The following is a 16,677-nucleotide window of genomic DNA, read 5'->3' on the forward strand; positions in this document are numbered from 1 at the left end:
CCCGGCGGCTCAGCCACGATCGCGGATACTGTAATAGACCAGCGCCAGGATCGACCAGAGCATCACGAAGAACAGCCCCGCCAGGCCGATCAGCACGAAGCGGCGCGGAAACTCGGAGTCGTCGGCCAGCGTCGGGTCGATATAGGTGGCCAGGTAGCGGCTTTGCCGGGCGGCATTGGCGCGCGCCAGGTCAAGCGCGGTCAGCGCCGCGCGATAGGTCTCCTCGGCGAATTTCATGTCCACCGTCAGGCTTTCGAATTCGGCCAGCAGCGAGGGATAGTCCTCGCCCACCGCGCCGGTCTCGGTGCTGCTGCTGGCAAAGGTCTGCCGTTCGATGGCGATGCGCTCGCGGATCACCTCGATCATCCGTTCGGCATTGGTCACCCGCGGGTCGCTGGCGCTGACCGTGTCGCGCAGCAGATCGTATTCGATCAGCGCCGTGGCCAGCTGCTGCTGCAGGTTGTTCATCACCCCCATGCGCCCCTGCAGATCGGCGACCGGATCGACGATCCGGGTCCGGGTCCGGAACCGGGTCATCTCCTCGCGGGCCAGCTTGAGCCGGGCGATCGCATCGTCCAGATCGGCCCGGGCATAGCGCAGCGCGTCCTCGCGCGCCTGGACGTTCAGGTCGTTGATCAGCTCCTGGCTCAGCCGCACGATCTCGGCGGCGATGGTCCGGGCGGTCTCGCGGTCGAAGGCCAGCACCCGCACCTCGGTCAGCCCGCTGGAGCGATCATAGGAAATCCGCACGACCCGCTGCCAGTACCAGACCAGATCCTCGAGCGTGGCATCGGGCCAGATGGTGAACAGGAAGTCGCGCGGCCAGCCGGCGGAATAATGCGCCCTGAGATCGACCATGGAGTCGATCTCCTCGACGATTTCCTGGCTCTGGATGAATTCGTAGAGGATGTCGCTGTCCGAGGCGGTATTGGCGCCGGCCAGCTGGGCCAGCCCGCCCAGCATTTCCGAGGCCGCCTCGCCCTCGTCGGAGCGCACGATGAAGCCGGTGGTCGAACTGTACTGGTCGTCGGCGACGACCCACAGATAGAAGGCAAGCGCCAGCAGCGGCATCAGGACAAGCAGGCCAAAGCTTGCCATCAGGCCCCAGTGCCGCCGCTTCACGGTGGCGGGGCTGGCGACGGGGCGCACCACTACCGTGGGCTGCTGCCACTGGCCCTGGCCCTGACCCTGGGGCTTCGGTGCTTGTGCGCCTTGAGGCTTTGGCGCTTGCGCGGCTGGATTATTTGGCGCTTGCGCGCCGGGGCCTTGCGGATTTGGCGTTTGCGCGCCCTGGGGCTTTGGCGCTTGCGCGGCTGGACTATTTGGCGCTTGCGCGCCGGGGGCGGCCGCGGGTTTCTGATCCGGCTTCGGTTGTGCTGCCTGGGCCGCCTGTGCCGGGGCGTCCTTCTGCCCGGTGGCACCCGGCTCCGCGGAAGGTACAGCCTGAATAGTCTTTGTCATGGAAACCCGTCTCGGTATAAGGCCGTCATAAATCTTGTTGGAACTCGTACAGAATTGCGAAGGGTAATAACAGCATGACAAGGCCCCGTCCATGACGCCCGATCTGCCCTCGGACCTTCCCCGGGGCCGGGTCCGGCCCAACCGCCGCTTTGCCACGGTGCGGACGGTGATGGCGTTGATGCTGCGCGAGATGTCGACCCGCTACGGCCGCTCGCCCGGCGGCTATCTCTGGGCGGTGCTGGAGCCGCTGGGCGCGATCCTGATCCTGGGGCTGGCCTTTTCCCTGATCATGCGCACCCCGCAGCTGGGCAACAGTTTCATCCTGTTCTATGCAACGGCCTATCTGCCCTTCAACCTGTACCAGAGCCTGTCGCTGCTGGTGGCGCGCTCGATCACCTTTTCCAAGCCGCTGCTGAAATATCCTGCCGTCACCTGGGTTGACGCGATCCTGGCCCGGTTCCTGCTGAACCTGCTGACCGGGGTGCTGGTGACCTATCTGCTGCTGACCGGAATCCTGGCGGTCAGCGACACCCGGACCGTGATCGAACTGGGCCCCGTTGTCGAGGCGATGGCGCTGGCGGCCCTGCTGGGGCTGGGGCTTGGGGTTCTCAACTGCCTGCTGATCGGCATGATCCATGTCTGGGATCTGGTCTGGTCGATGGCCACCCGGCCGCTGTTCCTGGCCTCGGGCATCTTCTTCCTCTACGAGGACCTGCCGCAGTTTGCCCAGGATATCCTGTGGTTCAATCCGTTGATCCACATCTCCGCGCTGTCGCGGTCCGGCTTCTACCCGATGTATTCACCGCAGTATGTTTCGGTGCCCTATGTGCTCTTCTTCAGCCTGATACCCCTGGTCCTGGGGCTTCTGCTTCTGAGCCGCTATCACCGGGATATCCTGAACGCCTGACCGGCCCCGCCGGGCCCGCCAGCGCCAGCACCGCCGCATGCGGCAGATCGGTGCGCCGGCGCATCCCGTCGGCGATCGCCCGGCCCATCAGCCGCAGGAAGGCGCGGCGCTCGCCCCTGTGATGGCGCGTCTTGAGCAGCCATTTCGGCAGGATGGCAAGACAGGCGGGCAGGAACAGCCAGCCCGCCGCCATCCGGTAGAGCATCAGCAGGTTGCGGTGATAGTAATAGGCCTTCCACAGCGGCAGGAAGCGCCCGCGCTGACCTTCGAACGTGCTCAGATCGTGTTCGAACCGCACCGAAGGCTCGAACCCGATCCGCCCGCCGGCCCGGGTCAGCCCCAGCGTATAGAGCCCGTCATCGCCATAGATGAAAAGCTGCGGATCGGGATAGCCGATCCGCGCGATCGCCTGGCGCGAGATGAAGAAGCCGACAAACGAGGTCACGTCGATCTGCATCCCGGGCCCGTCGTAATCGGCGGGCTGGACGTGAAACCCCGACCGGCCGCCGCCCAGCAGCGTGCGCAGGAACTCGCGCCGGTGCCAGAACGGGTTGCGCGACGGGCGGTTCATCTCGCAGATCTCGCCGCCGGGAAAATAGACCGCCGCCGCCACCGCATCCCAGCGGTCCCCGGGCAGGGCGTGAAAGGCCGCCAGCCCGCCGGGCGCGGGACGGCCGTCGTCATCGGTCAGCAACAGCCAGTCGGGCGCATGGGCTGCGACCGCGTGGCGCATGCCCCGTTCGAACCCGCCGGCCCCGCCGGTATTGATCTCGTTCCGCAGCACGTCGAGCCGGGGGTCGTCCTGCCCTGCCAGCCAGTCGGCGGTGCCATCGGTCGAGGCATTGTCGACCACCACCAGCGCCGCCAGATGTCCGGGCGCGGCCTCCAGCAGCCGGGCCACGGTTGCGCGCAGCTTCTCGAGCCGGTTGTAGGTGACCACCACCGCGACAAGACGGCGCGGCGGGAGAGCGGAAGAGGGGGCGGCTGGAACGGTGGACTGCATGAGAGGCAAAACACATAAATGCCCTCGCATGTCAAACCCTGCGCCCCCGCCTTGCGCTCCCATGTCGCCCGCCGCGGTCTTGCCCATGTCGGATTCATCGGGAAAGATAGGCGTCGAAAAGACTCAAGCAGAAGCGGGTGCGGGTCAGCCCTTTCGAAACAAGGGATGGTCGTAAGGGGATTTTACAGGTCTCTGTGATAGCCGTCTGCGGAATATCAAAGACCGGGAGCCTCGTTCCATGTGCCAGATCTGTACTTCGTTCCGACCATTCGATCCCGCATGCGGCTATGCCGCGCTGTCCGCCGAGCCGCTGAACGCCGTGCCCGCGGTGTCGGTCTCGATCAGCCAGAGCGTGGAGGGGACCCCGGCGGAGATCGCCGATTACATGGTGAACGGGTACTGGGCAGGTCTCGGTCAGGGGCCGCGCGCGCCGGAGCTGGGAAGCGGCAACAGCCTGACCGTCGATCTCGGCGGGCTCGATGCCGCCCGGCAGGCGGTTGCCCGGGCCGCGCTCGAGGCCTGGTCGGATGTGACCGGCATCACCTTCGTGGATTTCGTTCCCCAGCCGCTGGCGCAGGTGAGCGAGAACGGGGATGCCGCCGCCGGGGTCTCCACCACCGCGCAGGTCGCGCCGGGAGAGCGGTTCAACGGCACGCTGGGCGGGGCGGACAACAGCGACTGGGTGCGCCTCGACGTGACGAATGGCACGAACTATACCATCACCCTGACCGGCATCAGCCTGTCCGACCCGCTGCTGGTGCTGCGGGACGTCAACGGTGCTGCCTTGCTCACCGTCGATGACGTGGCCCCCGGCAATCCGGATCCGGTGATGAGCTTCACCGCCACCGGCGACGGGTATTTCTTGCTCGACGTGCAGGCCGCGGATGGCGGTGGCGGCAGTTATGCGCTGGACGTGGTCAGCGGCACCGGCGGTAGTGGCGCGCAGATCACTTTCCGCTCCGACATGCCCGGCTCGATCACCAATGCCAGCGTCTCCGGCCAGACCCAGCTGTCGGCCGAGGTGAACATCACCCAGAACTGGGGCAACGGCATCCTGAGCTACGACAACTACACCTTCATGACCTATATCCACGAGATCGGTCATGCACTGGGTCTGGGGCATCCGGGTCTCTACAACGCCGACGCCGTCTATGGGCAGGACGAGGTCTTTGCCAATGACAGCTGGCAGATGTCGGCGATGTCCTATTTCAACCAGACCGAAAACACCTCGATCATTGCCAGCCGGGCGGTGGCGGTCACCCCGATGCTGGCCGATGTCCTGGCCATCCAGCAGATCTATGGCACCCCGACGACCCTGCGCAGCGGCGATACCGTCTATGGGGCGGGCACCAACCTGACCGGCTATCTCGGCGATCTGTTCCGGCTCTGGTCGGGCGAGGCGGCGGCCGACCCGGCGCTGTTCCGCGACAATCCCTTCGCCTTTACCCTGGTCGACAGCGGCGGCACCGACACCGTGGATATGAGCTTTGTCACCGCGGCGCAGCGCATCGACCTGCGCGCGGGGCATTTCTCGGATGTGGACGGGCTGATCGGCAACATGGGCATCGCCTTCGGCACCGTGATCGAGAACGCGGTGGGCGGGTCCGGCAACGATACGCTGACCGGCAATGCCGCCGACAACCGGCTGACCGGCGGGGCGGGCAACGACCTGATCCAGGGCGGTGGCGGAACCGGCGACCGGGCGGTCTATGCCCTGGCCATGGCCCAGGCCACGGTCACCCGGCAGGGCGACGCGACCGTCGTGTCCTCGGCGCTGGGGACCGACACGCTGACCGGCATCGAATACCTGGTTTTCTCCGATCAGACCCTGGCGCTCATCGGCAGCACCACCGAACCCACCGGCGGCAACGACACCCTGACCGGCACCGAAGGCGACGATCTGATCTCGGGGTTTGCGGGCAATGATTCGATCCTGGGGCTGGGCGGCAACGACACGCTCTATGGTGGTCCGGGGGGGGACACGCTCGACGGTGGCGCGGGCAACGACCTGCTTGGCGGGACCACGGAAAACGACCTGCTGCTGGGCGGCTGGGGCAACGACCAGGCCTATGGCGCGGCGGGCGACGACACGATCCGGGGCGGTGGCGGCAGCGACACCCTGGGCGGCTCGGCCGGCAATGACCAGATCCATGGCGACGACGGCAACGACGGGCTCTGGGGCTCGTTCGGGGACGACACCATCGAAGGCGGCGCCGGGGCGGACACGCTGGGCGGCTTCTGGGGCACGGATTCGCTGAGCGGCGGCGCCGGCAATGATGAGCTCTGGGGCGCGGGAGGCAACGACACGCTCGACGGCGGCGACGACGACGACCGCGTCGGCGCGGGGGTCGATGACGACCGCGTTTCGGGCGGCGCCGGCAACGACCAGGTGTTTGGCGGGCTGGGCAATGACACGGTGTTCGGCAATGACGGCAACGACACGTTGTACGGTGCGGCGGGCGACGACGTGATCGACGGGGGGCTGGGCAGCGACGAGATGTATGCCGGGCCGGGCACCGACCGGATCATCTTCTCGGCCGGGCAGGACACGGTATTCTTCTTTTCCGCCACCGAGGACCGGGTGGACCTGTCCGGCGTGGCCGCGATCACCGGTTTCGCCGACCTGACCGCCAACCACCTGGCCGAGGTCAACGGCAGCGCGGTGATCACCGACGGGCTGGGCAATGCGCTGAGGCTGGACGGGATCGCCGCCGCCGCCCTCGGGGCCGAGGATTTCCTGTTCCAGTAACCGCGACGGCGGCGGTTGGGGCCTGCGCGGCCCCGCCTGCCGCCGGCTGCCCGCTCAGGCGCGGGCGCAGACATCCTCGCCCAGATAGCGGCCGGTCTGCACTTCGATCGGAACCATCGGCACCTTGCCGGGGTTTTCCATCCGGTGCACCGCGCCGATGATCAGGCTTTCGTACCAGCCCGGGGGCGGTGTTCCTTGCCGCAAGAAATGCACAAAAAAAGAACAGGCCGAAACGGCCTGTTCCCTGGTGTTTCAATCCATCGGAACCGATGGAGATCAGGACCCGCTGGTGGTGGTCGTGGTCGTGGTGGTCTCGTCGTCGCTGGCAACCGCCGCGATGATGACCACACCGGCGATGATGCCTGCCGCAGCGCCTGCGCCCAGCGTACCGCCGACCAGGCCGCCGCCAGTGGCTCCACCCTGCACGGCGCCGGCATAGGCCGGGTTCACGGTTCCCGGAGTGCACCAGACCTTCAGGCGGCCATCTTCCAGATATTCCGCGCGAGTGACGTCGCAGATATTGGCAGCGCGCGCATCGGAAAGTGCATCGGCCGAGACCATTGCGGGAATCGTCATTGCGCAAGCGGCAAGAGCGACAATCATCTTTTTCATAATCAAACCCCTTTTGGCTGAACTTGGCCTCGTTGTAGACCAGATCATGTACCTTTTCAACGCGCCCTGCGCGCCTGTCCACTGAAAAGCGGCACTTTTTCGCGCTTTGTCCCCGGGTTGTTTCCGAATTGCCTATGGCGCAAGCTGTCTCAGCCGCAGATACCCCAGATAGGGGCCCGCCCATTGCCGGGATTGCCGCACCAGGCCGGCGCGTTCGTCGACCCAATAATCGTTGATTGCTTCGCCTCCCGAACCGCTGCAGGTCTGCTGCAGGTGGCGAGTCGGATAGCGGCGTTCGACGATTTCGATCGTCTCGGTCCCCAGGTCGGCCAGCTCGCAGACCAGCGCCATGCGCTGCGCCTCTTCGTCGCCACCGCGAATCAGCATCACATGCGCGCCGCCCCCCGAGGGACCCGGCCCGCCGCCGACGCGCACCTCGCTCGACAGGACATCGCCGCCCAGGCCCCGGGTGGCCACCAGCACCCCGTTGCGCAGGGCGATGGTGGAATTGTCTCCGGTGCGCCAGACGGTAACCTGTCCGGCCGCGCCGTCGTCGCGTTCGGCGTTGACATAGAGATAGGCCGCCGCGTCGCGCGCCTCGACCGTCACCTCCAGCGCCGCACCCTCCAGCGCGTCGAGCTGGGCCCGGGTCACCGGCGGCAGGCCGGCATCGGGAGGCCCGAGCCGCTGCCGGATCAGCCCGGCCGTGTTGTTCAGCACCTGCACCTGCAGCGGCGCTTCCTCGGTGCCGCTGGAGCAGGCCGCCAGCAATAGGAGCAATCCGAAAGAGGCCAGCCGCTTCATTCCCAGAACCCCGCCCATTGATCGGTCAGCGCCTTTTGATGCGCCTTGCGCACCTCGCCGTAAAGCCGCCCCGGCACCGTTAGCCGCGCGCCGCCGTCGCGCTGGATCGGACGGATCACCGTGCCCATGCTCTTGCGGCTCGGCTTGCCCAGGAACCAGCCGAGCGGCATCGAGAAGCGGATGCCCTTGTCAAAGGAGCCCTCGCCGAATTCGGCGGCCGAGACATTGGTCAGGGTAAAGAAGGCCCCCACCGACCAGCCGTTGGCAAAGATCCGGTCCATCGCAAAGGTCGCCCCCACATCGCCGGCAAGGTAACGGCCCACGTCGACCTGCCCGTGCAGCCCGTTGCCGAAATCCATGTAGGCCGAGGCATGGCCGGTGAAGACCCGGTAATCCCGGAAGCCCAGCCGCTGGTTGTAATCGCGCTTGAGCGCATAGTTCAGCTCGACCCCCAGCCCCAGCAGGCTGTTCACCGGCTTCCACAGGAGCTCGGTGGAAAGCCCGCCGTAGCCATATTCGAAATAGCCCGCCGTCACCCGCGCATAGAGATCCTCGCCCGGCTGCCAGTAGCGCGCCACGTAGAGATTGTTCAGCGTGGTGCCGTATTGTGCGTAAAGCGCCTGATCGGTGCGCACCGGCGGCAGTGCCGAGGTCGACACCCGCCCGTCCTTGAGATTGCCGGCGAGACGCTGGAAGACCCTTCCCGAGATCACCCAGCCCGGCGCCGGCTGGTAGGTGGCGCCGAAATCGAGACCGACGTCGATGCGCACCGGCTGCTGCGGGTCGAAATAGGCCGGCGCGAAATAGGGCGCCACCGACCAGCTGAAATCGGGATAGAGCTCACGCCCGAACACGGCCGTCTCCGCGGGCGGTCCCGCCGCCCCGATGCCGGCCACGGCCAGGATCGCCTCCGGCGCCTCGGGGTCGAACTCCAGCGCCTCCAGATCCGAGCGCCGGAGGGTGACCCGCGACAGGCTCAGCCCGCGCGACACCAGCACCAGGTCGAAGGTCTCGACCGAGGGCGGCATCACCCGCGCCAGGGCGCGCGCCGCCCGGCCGATGGCAATCGCATTCGACATGTAGCGCGTGTTGCGGAACCGCAGCTCGGCCCGGGCGGCGCTGACATCGAGGCTTTCCAGCACCAGCCCGTCATCCTTCAGGATCGGTCCCAGCAGCGAGCGCAAGAGCGGCGCCGGTTTCGCCTCCGCCCAGCTGGTGTTCCAGGCCTCGGGGTTGGTGGCCCGGTCGGGCCGCACCGCGACCGGCTGCGGCGCGGGCACCGTCATCGGCATCGGCGGCTGTTTCGGGTTCAGCTGGATCTGGGCGCTGAGGCCGAACTCGGAGCCGTAAAGGTAATAGGCGCCCAGCCGGGTCCGCGGGCTGGCCTGCCACTCGACACCGAAGTTCACCGGCGATTTCTTCCGGAACACCGAGGTGGTCCGGGTCTCGGTCACGTAATCGTCCGAGGAATATTCCAGCTTCAGCGCCCATTTCTCGTCCACCTGCCATTCGAGACCGCCGAACAGCGCCATCGGACCGCGGAACCACTGGTCATAGGACAGCTGGCCGCCTGTATTGGCCGGGTCATAGGGCGGCCGGTTGCCGAAACCGCCGAAGGACCCGAAGGACCCCAGCCGCCCCCATCCCAGGCCGGCGCTGAGCTTCAGCCGTCCGGGCAGGCGCGAGGCCCCCATGGGCGGGGTCTGGAATGTCTTTGTCGCGACCAGATATTCGGCCGCATAGATGCCGGTGCCGGCGAAATCCTGCAGGCCAAGGGTGATCTGCGGCCGGTAGCGGCCTTCCTGCGCCAGCCGGAAGCGCACGTCGAAACCGCGGTCGTAATAGGTGGGAAAACCGTTCAGGTTCCAGTTGCTGATCGAGTTGTAGCGGAAGCTCGCCGACATCCAGGGCGTCGGCTGGAAGGTCAGCGTATAGCGCCCCTGGCCGCCGAAATAGCTGACCGTGGTGGTGAACTGCCCGTCGGGCAGCATCTCGCCCGAGGGCATGTCGATCACCCCCGGCACCCCGTAGAAGTTCAGGCTGGGCTGCGGCAGGGTCCGGAAATGCGGGGTCGTGGGCCCGTCCTGCCCCTGCGGGGCATCCTGGGCTGTCCCCGGCAGCGCGGCCATGCAGATCGCGGCTGCCGCCGCCAGCATCCTGCCTGTCATCCTGTTCTTCACCCCGGCGCCCCTGCCTGTCGTTCCTTGCCGCCCTTAGATCACGAAGCCGGGGCGGCGATCAATCGTATTGGCAATGGTCGCGGCTGACCGGGCCGCCATGCGTGACCCGAAAGCCCCGGGTTCAGGAGGTCTTGCGGCTGTCTTCCCAGATTCTGTAGCCCTCGACCCAGCGCAGGATCACCTGCCTGGCCGCCACCGCATCGCTGGCCGCCAGCGCCTCGCGCAGTCCGCGCATCACCGCGGCCACCTCGATTTCCGACAGCCTCTCCTCCTGCGCGCAGAAGATCTTCTGGTGCCGGGTGCCTATCAGGTTCCGGCTCAGCGTCAGCTCTTCCTCCAGCTTCTCGCCGGGGCGCAGGCCGATGATCTCGATCTCGATATCGCCCTCGGGATTGTCCGCGTCGCGCACCGTGTAACCGGCGCGCTGGATCACCTGGCGGGCCAGTTGCATGATCGGCACCGGCGCGCCCATGTCGAGCACGAAGACCTCGCCGCCGCGGGCCTCGGCCCCGGCCCTGAGCACCAGTTGCACCGCTTCCTGGATGGTCATGAAAAAGCGCTTCACCCGCGGATCGGTCACGGTGACCGGCCCGCCGCGGCTGATCTGGTCCTGGAACAGCGGCACCACCGAGCCCGACGAGCCCAGCACGTTGCCGAAGCGCACCATGGCAAAGATCGTGCCCGTGTGGCGGGTGGCGAGGTCCTGCACCACCAGCTCGGCCAGCCGCTTGCTGGCCCCCATCACGTTGGTCGGGCGCACCGCCTTGTCGGACGAGATCAGGATGAACCGCTCCACCCCCAGCGCCGCCGCCTCGCGCGCCAGCGTCTGGGTGCCGAACACGTTGTTGGCCAGCCCCGCCAGCGGATTGGCCTCGACCAGCGGCACATGCTTGTAGGCCGCCGCGTGCAGCACCACCTGCACGCCATGCTCGGTCAGCACCTTGCGCACCTGGCGCGGGTCGGTGACCGAGCCCAGCACCGGCACCACCTCGATGCCGCTGTCCTCGGCCAGCTGTTCAAGCTCCTGATGCACGGTATAAAGCGCCAGTTCGCTCAGCTCGTAGAGCACCAGCTTGGCCGGACGGCAGGTCAGCACCTGCCGGCAGAGTTCCGACCCGATCGAGCCGCCCGCCCCCGAAACCAGCACCACGCGCCCGGCATAGCTGTCGCAATCCGCCTCCAGGGCGACCTGGTGCGCCGCCCGGCCCAGGAAATTCTGCGGCGCCACCGGGGTCAGCTTGTCCACCAGCGCCTCTTCACCGATCAGCTGCGCGAAGGAGGGCAGCGCCTGCACCTCGAGCCCCATCTGCTGCAGCCGCTTGATGATCTGGGCCTGTTTCGGCTGGCTCTGCGAGGGCATCGCCAGCAGCACCCGGCCAATGCCGCGGGCCTTGACGATCTCGGCGATGCGGGCCGGCGGGAACACCGGCAGGCCCATCAGCATCACCCCCTGCAGCGAGGTATTGTCGTCGACGAAAGCGACCGGGTCGATGCGTTCGTGCGATTTCAGCGCCTGCGCCAGCTGGGTGCCGGTGGTGCCGGCCCCGTAGATCAGCACCCGGCGCCGCGGCTGCGCCCGCCGGTAGATCGCCACCACGATCTGGTAGAGCACCACCCGGGCCGCGACCAGGAACAGGAAATAGCTGATCCCGAACATCACATGGGTGCCCGGCGGCAGGTCCAGCCCACTGACCCCGGTCAGCAGCGCCGAGGCGCCCGCCACCAGCAACGCCAGCACCGCGGTCAACCCGACCGCATGCCCCTCATAGGCATTGAGCTGGATATGCGGCAGGCCCAGCCAGAGCGCCAGCCCGGCGGCGATCGCCATCAGATAGGGCAGCACCGGCAGGGTCAGGACCAGCGTTTCGAGCGGCATGGTCGGCAGGGCCTGCACGGTATAGGTGAACAGCAGGGCAACCGGGATCAGCGCCAGGTCGATGGCCAGGAACACATAGGCTTTCTGCTTGCGGGTCAGCGCGCTGATCAGTCTGAACATCCGGGCCAACCCCCTTGCTCAAATGCATTTCCCGGGCCGCGCGGGGCGCAACCCAAATCACCGGTGCCGGCCCTGCCCGGGCGCAGTGTAAAAGGCGTAAAAACCGTGCGGCCGGAACGCTGCCTCAGAAACCCTGTCCTCATCCCTATCCCAATTGTTCGGATTTGCAAAACGCCGAATGGCGAAAAACCGTCTTGCGCCGCCGGCTTGCGGGATTTCGCCGATAGATGCGCCACTCTGCCGCGTCGGCGGCGCCGCGAACCTGTCCTCAGCTCTGGTATGCGCCGTTCTGATGCCAGCGCCAGGCGTCGGCGATCATGCTGGCCATGTCCGAGCGCGCGGGCCTCCAGCCCAGTTCGGTCAGGGCGCGCACCGAGCCCGACACCAGCTTGGTGGCGTCCCCCGCCCGCCGGGGCCCCTCGCGCATCGGCACCGGGCGATTCGTCACCACCCCGGCATGGTCCAGCACCTCGCGCACAGAGAAGCCGGTGCCGGTGCCGAGGTTGAACGCCCGGCTGGGCTTGCCGCTCTCCAGCCATTTCAGCCCCAGCACATGGGCGTCGACCAGATCCATCACATGCACGTAGTCGCGGATGCAGGTGCCGTCGGGCGTATCGTAATCGGTGCCGTGGATGGTCAGCGCGTCGCGCTTGCCGTCGATCGCGTCGAGGATCAGCGGGATCAGGTGCGTCTCGGGGCGGTGGAACTCGCCGACCTCGCCCTCGGGGTCGGCGCCGGCCACGTTGAAATAGCGGAAGATCACGTGGCGCAGCCCGTGCGCGGCCTCGAAATCGCGCAGCATGTCCTCGATCGCGCGCTTGCTGGCGCCATAGGCATTGAGCGGCAGCTGCGGCGTGTTCTCGTCCAGCACCACGTTGTCATGCTCGCCATAGGTGGCGCAGGTCGAGGAGAAGACGAAGTCGGAACAGCCCGCATCCACCGCCGCCTGGATCAGGTTGAGCGAGCCGGTCACGTTGTTCGACCAGTAGCGGCCCGGCTCGGTCATCGCCTCGCCCACCTGGCTCAGGGCCGCGAAATGCATCACGGCAACGGGCCGGTAGGCGGCAAAGACCTCGTCCAGCCGCGCCCGGTCCATCAGGTCACCCTGTTCGAAGGGGCCGAATTTCACCGCGTCGCGCCAGCCGGTGACAAGGCTGTCGTAGGTGACCGGGACATAGCCCGCGCCGGCCAGGACCTTGCAGGCATGCGAACCGATATAACCGGCACCGCCGGTCACCAGTACATGGGCCATTGTCTCTGGACCCCGCTTATTCCGCCGCTTTCGAGGTCTGCATCACCTCGCCCAGATACCGGCTGAGGTCGTCGCGCAGATCGTCGCGCGCCAGCGCGAAGGCCACCGTCGCCTGCAGGAATCCCGCCTTGGACCCGCAATCGAAGCGCTGGCCGCGGAACCGGTAGCCATAGACCGGGGTGCCGGCCTCGATATCCTCGGCGATGGCGTCGGTCAGCTGGATCTCGCCGCCGGCGCCCTGTTTCATCTTGTTGAGGTTCCGCAGCACCGAAGGGCCGAGGATATAGCGGCCGATCACCGCCAGGTTCGACGGCGCGGTGCCGGGCGCGGGCTTTTCCACCATGCCGCGGGCGGAGACGACCGAGCCCATGTCCTCGGCCACGTCGAGCACGCCATAGGCGCTGGCCTTCTCCGGCGGCACCTCCATCGCGGCGACCATGTTGCCGCCGGTCTCGGCATAGGCCTCGACCATCTGCTGCAGACAGGGCCGTTCGGCGGCGATCACGTCATCGGGCAGCATCACCGCGAAGGGTTCGTTGCCGATCAGCCGGCGCGCGCACCAGACCGCGTGGCCCAGCCCCAGCGCCTTGTGCTGGCGGATATAGGCGATGGCGCCGCTGTCCATGTTGGTGGTCTTGAGGATGTCGAGCAGGTCGGTCTTGCCCTTCTTGCGCAATTCCTGCTCGAGAATCGGGTTGTGGTCGAAATAGTCCTCGAGCGCGGATTTCCCGCGCGAGGTGACGAAGATGAATTCCTTGATCCCGGCGGCCCGCGCCTCGTCGATGGCATATTGCACCAGCGGCCGGTCGACCAGGGTCATGATTTCCTTGGGAACCGATTTGGTGGCCGGCAGGAAACGGGTCCCCAGCCCGGCAACCGGGAAAATCGCTTTGGTGACCTTGCGCGTCATGATCTATCCTCAAAACATAAAAATCAGCTGTTTACCCCCGAGGGGTCGCTTGCCCCTTCTTAATCCCGAAAGCCGTACCAGCGCAATGTCAATGGCCGCCCGGCGGCCAAACCGCGCGGCTATCCGCGACCCCGGCGAAACAGGTTTCCGATTGTCTGGAACACGAGGTCGAAATCGTAGCACATGTTGCGACGACGCTGGTAGATGAGGTCGAGCCGCGCCTTGGCCGGCACGCAGATGCGGGAATAGACCGCGTCCGTCTCCTCGGGCGTGGCGCAGCGCGCCAGGAGCGCCGCCTCGTGCCTGTGATAGACGATCGAGGCGAGTCCGGTGACGCCGGGCCGCGATTGCAGCACCTTGCCATAGATCTCGGGGTAGCGTTCGACATATTCCCGGAGCGGCGGGCGCGGACCGACGAAGCTCAGGTCGCCCCTGAGGATGTTCCACAGCTGCGGAAACTCGTCGAGCCGCTTCGACCGCAGCCAGGCGCCGGTGGGGGTGATGCGGGCGCGCTTGTCGCCGCCCGAAACGCCGCTGTCTTCCCCGACCACGCTCATGGTCCGGAGCTTCCACAGCATGAAGGGGCGGTCCACCCCCTTCATCCGCTCGGCCACGTAGAAGACCGGGCGCCCCTCGCGCAGCAGCAGCCAGAGCAGCAGGCCCAGCAGGACCGGGCCCAGCACCACCACGAGCAGGGACGCGAAGAACAGGTCGAACAGCCGTTTGCTCCAGGTCATGCAGAACTCTCCCGCCATTGCCGCACCAGGGTCTGCGGCAGGCTATCCGCCGCGTCGAACGAGGTGAAGGCCGCCAGCCGCGCCGTCGCCAGATGCACCTCGGGGATGGTGCCGTCCTGCGCCGGGCGCGGGGTCCAGGCCAAGCCCGCCGCATCCAGCAGCGCCCCCATTTCGACGGTGCCGGGCGCGGCCAGGTTCAGAACCGGCGGCAGGCCGGGCGCCTGCATCAGTTCCGCCAGCACCCGCGCCAGTGTCGCGGGCCCGATATAGCTGCGCCGGGGGGTGCTGCCATCCGCGAACCGGTCCAGCTCGAACCCGGGCCGCCAGCCGCCCAGGATGGCGTCGAGCCCGGCGATATTGCCGATGCGCAGCGAGGTGACCGCGACCCCCAGCCGGGCCCCGAGTTCGGCGCCCTGCGCCTCCATCCGGGCCTTGGCCGCGCCATAGGCCGATTGCGGCGCGGACGGCCGGTCCTCCTCGAGAAGGCCGGGCCGGTTGCCGTAGACCGCCGCCGAGGAGGCCAGCAGAACCCGCGCGCCCGAGACCGCGCCGAGACGAATCGCCGCCTCGGCCAGCCGCAGATTGTCCGCGAGATCGGCCCCGCGCGCCGCCTGCGCATGGGTCACGCCCGCAAGGCACAGGATCGCCGCCCGGTCCCGCGCGGCCGACGCGGCTGCGGCGATATCGCGCAGCGGGTCGAAGACCGCCCAGTCTCCCTCGGCCCCGGGCGGACGGGACCGGCCCTGCCACAGCACCCTGTCCCCCTGCCCGGCCCAGAAATGGCGCAGCACGCGGCCGATGCGGCCGGTCGCTCCGAGGACCAGAAGGGCGGGAAATGGCATGACGCTCTTTGTTCAGGTTGACGGGTAGTCCTACGCCAGTATCTTGCGGGCACCAAAAATCAAGGCGTTTTCCCACAGGCGGTCTTCATGCGGCACATTCTGATATTTCTCCTGCTGGCCAGCATCGGCCTGCTGCCCGCCGCCTGTTCCCGCAGCCGCCTTCCCGGCGGCGCTCCGGTCAGCGAGGAGATCCTGAAGCAGGCCGATGCGGAAAACGCCGAATTCGCCCTCTACCGGGTCACCCGCGCCTTCCTGCCCACCGTCGCGCAATGGCCCGCGACAGGAACGCAGGAAAGCCTGCACTGGATCGGCTCCAGCCAGGGGGCCAAGACCCAGATCATCCAGCCCGGCGACAAGCTGACGCTGCGGATCTGGGACAGCAACGCCAATTCGCTGCTGACCGGGCTCGAAGAGAAAAGCGTCCAGCTGCAGGATGTCACCGTCGCCGCCAACGGGACGATCTTCATGCCCTATGTGGGCAATATCAGTGTCATCGGCCTGACCCCGGACCTGGCCCGCGAGGAATTGCAGGCCATGCTCGAGACCATCGTGCCCTCGGCGCAGGTGCAGCTGTCGATGCTGGAAGGGCGCAACAACTCGGTCGACCTGGTCAGCGGCGTGGCCCAGCCCGGCACCTATCCGATGCCCGACCGCAACTATACTGTGATGGGGCTGATCTCGGCCGGCGGCGGCCTCAGCCCGACGCTGAACAACCCGCAGATCCGGCTGGTGCGCGGCGGCGCCATCTATGGCACCTCGGTCGATGCGCTGCTGAACAACCCCGGTTACGACACCCTGCTCCGGGGCGGCGACCGGGTCTTCGTCGAAGAGGACGAACGCTATTTCCTGTCCTTCGGCGCCACCGGCCGCGAGGCGCTGCACATCTTCACCAAGGACCGGCTCTCGGCCATGGACGCGGTGTCGATCTCGGGCGGGTTGCAGGACAACAAGGCCGACCCCAAGGGCATCCTGGTGCTGCGCGAATACCCGGCCGAGGCCGTGGCGGCCGGCAACCGCGGCCCGCGCCACCCCCGCGTCGTCTTCTCGCTGGACCTGACGACCGCGGACGGGCTGTTCTCGGCCCGCAGGTTCCAGATCAACCCCGACGACCTGGTGATGGCCACTGAATCGCCGATCAACGACGTGCTGACCGTGTCGAACATCATCGGCAACTTCGTCGGTGTCTTCAACGCCACCGCAAGAATCGGCAACTGATCCGGGAGA

At 67.2% G+C, this 16,677-nt stretch carries 13 protein-coding genes and 1 pseudogene; 3 read left to right on the forward strand and 11 right to left on the reverse strand.

The window, feature by feature from the left end; genetic code table 11:
- Positions 1–9 precede the first annotated feature (9 nt).
- A complete protein-coding gene (locus BLT75_RS21970) occupies positions 10–1,152 on the reverse strand; it encodes a KpsE/RkpR family capsule polysaccharide export protein (protein ID WP_245706621.1) in 1,143 nt (380 codons plus the stop codon).
- A 400-nt stretch (positions 1,153–1,552) separates the two neighbouring features.
- Here BLT75_RS21970 and BLT75_RS21975 point away from each other — a divergent pair, with 400 nt between their 5' ends.
- The gene (locus tag BLT75_RS21975) at positions 1,553–2,368 is read left to right on the forward strand and encodes an ABC transporter permease (protein WP_093037334.1); all 816 of its coding nucleotides are present in this window, start codon (positions 1,553–1,555) and stop codon (positions 2,366–2,368) included.
- Here the strand turns inward: BLT75_RS21975 and BLT75_RS21980 are convergent.
- Positions 2,298–3,458, reverse strand: coding sequence for a glycosyltransferase (locus BLT75_RS21980; protein ID WP_342728136.1), 1,161 nt, complete (start codon positions 3,456–3,458; stop codon positions 2,298–2,300). The genes BLT75_RS21975 and BLT75_RS21980 overlap by 71 nt on opposite strands.
- Positions 3,459–3,609: 151 nt before the next feature.
- Here BLT75_RS21980 and BLT75_RS21985 point away from each other — a divergent pair, with 151 nt between their 5' ends.
- Complete coding sequence (locus tag BLT75_RS21985; RefSeq protein WP_093037337.1) at positions 3,610–6,120, forward strand: M10 family metallopeptidase C-terminal domain-containing protein; 2,511 nt, start codon at positions 3,610–3,612, stop codon at positions 6,118–6,120.
- Positions 6,121–6,174: 54 nt separating this feature from the next.
- Here BLT75_RS21985 and BLT75_RS21990 read toward each other — a convergent pair.
- From BLT75_RS21990 to BLT75_RS22030, 9 genes and pseudogenes are all read right to left on the reverse strand, one after another.
- Positions 6,175–6,279: pseudogene (locus BLT75_RS21990) on the reverse strand (hypothetical protein); the annotation flags it as partial.
- 117 nt (positions 6,280–6,396) lie between these two features.
- A complete protein-coding gene (locus BLT75_RS21995; RefSeq protein WP_093037340.1) occupies positions 6,397–6,732 on the reverse strand; it encodes a hypothetical protein in 336 nt (111 codons plus the stop codon).
- Between the two features lie 132 nt (positions 6,733–6,864).
- On the reverse strand, positions 6,865–7,536 hold the full coding sequence (locus tag BLT75_RS22000) for a YjbF family lipoprotein (protein ID WP_245706623.1): 672 nt from the start codon (positions 7,534–7,536) through the stop codon (positions 6,865–6,867).
- Positions 7,533–9,704 carry a YjbH domain-containing protein gene (locus BLT75_RS22005; protein WP_093037347.1) on the reverse strand — a complete coding sequence of 724 codons (2,172 nt, stop codon included), beginning with the start codon at positions 9,702–9,704 and terminating at the stop codon, positions 7,533–7,535. The genes BLT75_RS22000 and BLT75_RS22005 overlap by 4 nt, the downstream gene beginning before the upstream one ends.
- 133 nt (positions 9,705–9,837) lie before the next feature.
- Positions 9,838–11,712, reverse strand: coding sequence for a polysaccharide biosynthesis protein (locus BLT75_RS22010; RefSeq protein WP_093037350.1), 1,875 nt, complete (start codon positions 11,710–11,712; stop codon positions 9,838–9,840).
- A gap of 268 nt (positions 11,713–11,980) precedes the next feature.
- The gene (gene galE / locus BLT75_RS22015; protein ID WP_093037353.1) at positions 11,981–12,964 is read right to left on the reverse strand and encodes a UDP-glucose 4-epimerase GalE; all 984 of its coding nucleotides are present in this window, start codon (positions 12,962–12,964) and stop codon (positions 11,981–11,983) included.
- Between the two features lie 16 nt (positions 12,965–12,980).
- Positions 12,981–13,874 (reverse strand): UTP--glucose-1-phosphate uridylyltransferase GalU, encoded by an 894-nt coding sequence (gene galU, locus BLT75_RS22020; protein WP_093037356.1) that lies wholly within the window; start codon positions 13,872–13,874, stop codon positions 12,981–12,983.
- A gap of 119 nt (positions 13,875–13,993) precedes the next feature.
- Positions 13,994–14,611: a sugar transferase gene (locus BLT75_RS22025; protein ID WP_093037358.1), complete on the reverse strand. Its 618-nt coding sequence runs from the start codon at positions 14,609–14,611 to the stop codon at positions 13,994–13,996.
- Entirely contained in the window at positions 14,608–15,453 is an 846-nt protein-coding gene (locus tag BLT75_RS22030; protein WP_093037361.1) for an NAD-dependent epimerase/dehydratase family protein, read from the reverse strand. Before BLT75_RS22030 ends, BLT75_RS22025 begins: the two co-directional genes overlap by 4 nt.
- A gap of 87 nt (positions 15,454–15,540) precedes the next feature.
- Here BLT75_RS22030 and BLT75_RS22035 point away from each other — a divergent pair, with 87 nt between their 5' ends.
- The gene (locus BLT75_RS22035) at positions 15,541–16,668 is read left to right on the forward strand and encodes a polysaccharide biosynthesis/export family protein (protein ID WP_093037364.1); all 1,128 of its coding nucleotides are present in this window, start codon (positions 15,541–15,543) and stop codon (positions 16,666–16,668) included.
- Positions 16,669–16,677: the final 9 nt, after the last annotated feature.

Source organism: Ruegeria marina (genome assembly GCF_900101475.1).
Classification (GTDB): domain Bacteria; phylum Pseudomonadota; class Alphaproteobacteria; order Rhodobacterales; family Rhodobacteraceae; genus Ruegeria_B; species Ruegeria_B marina.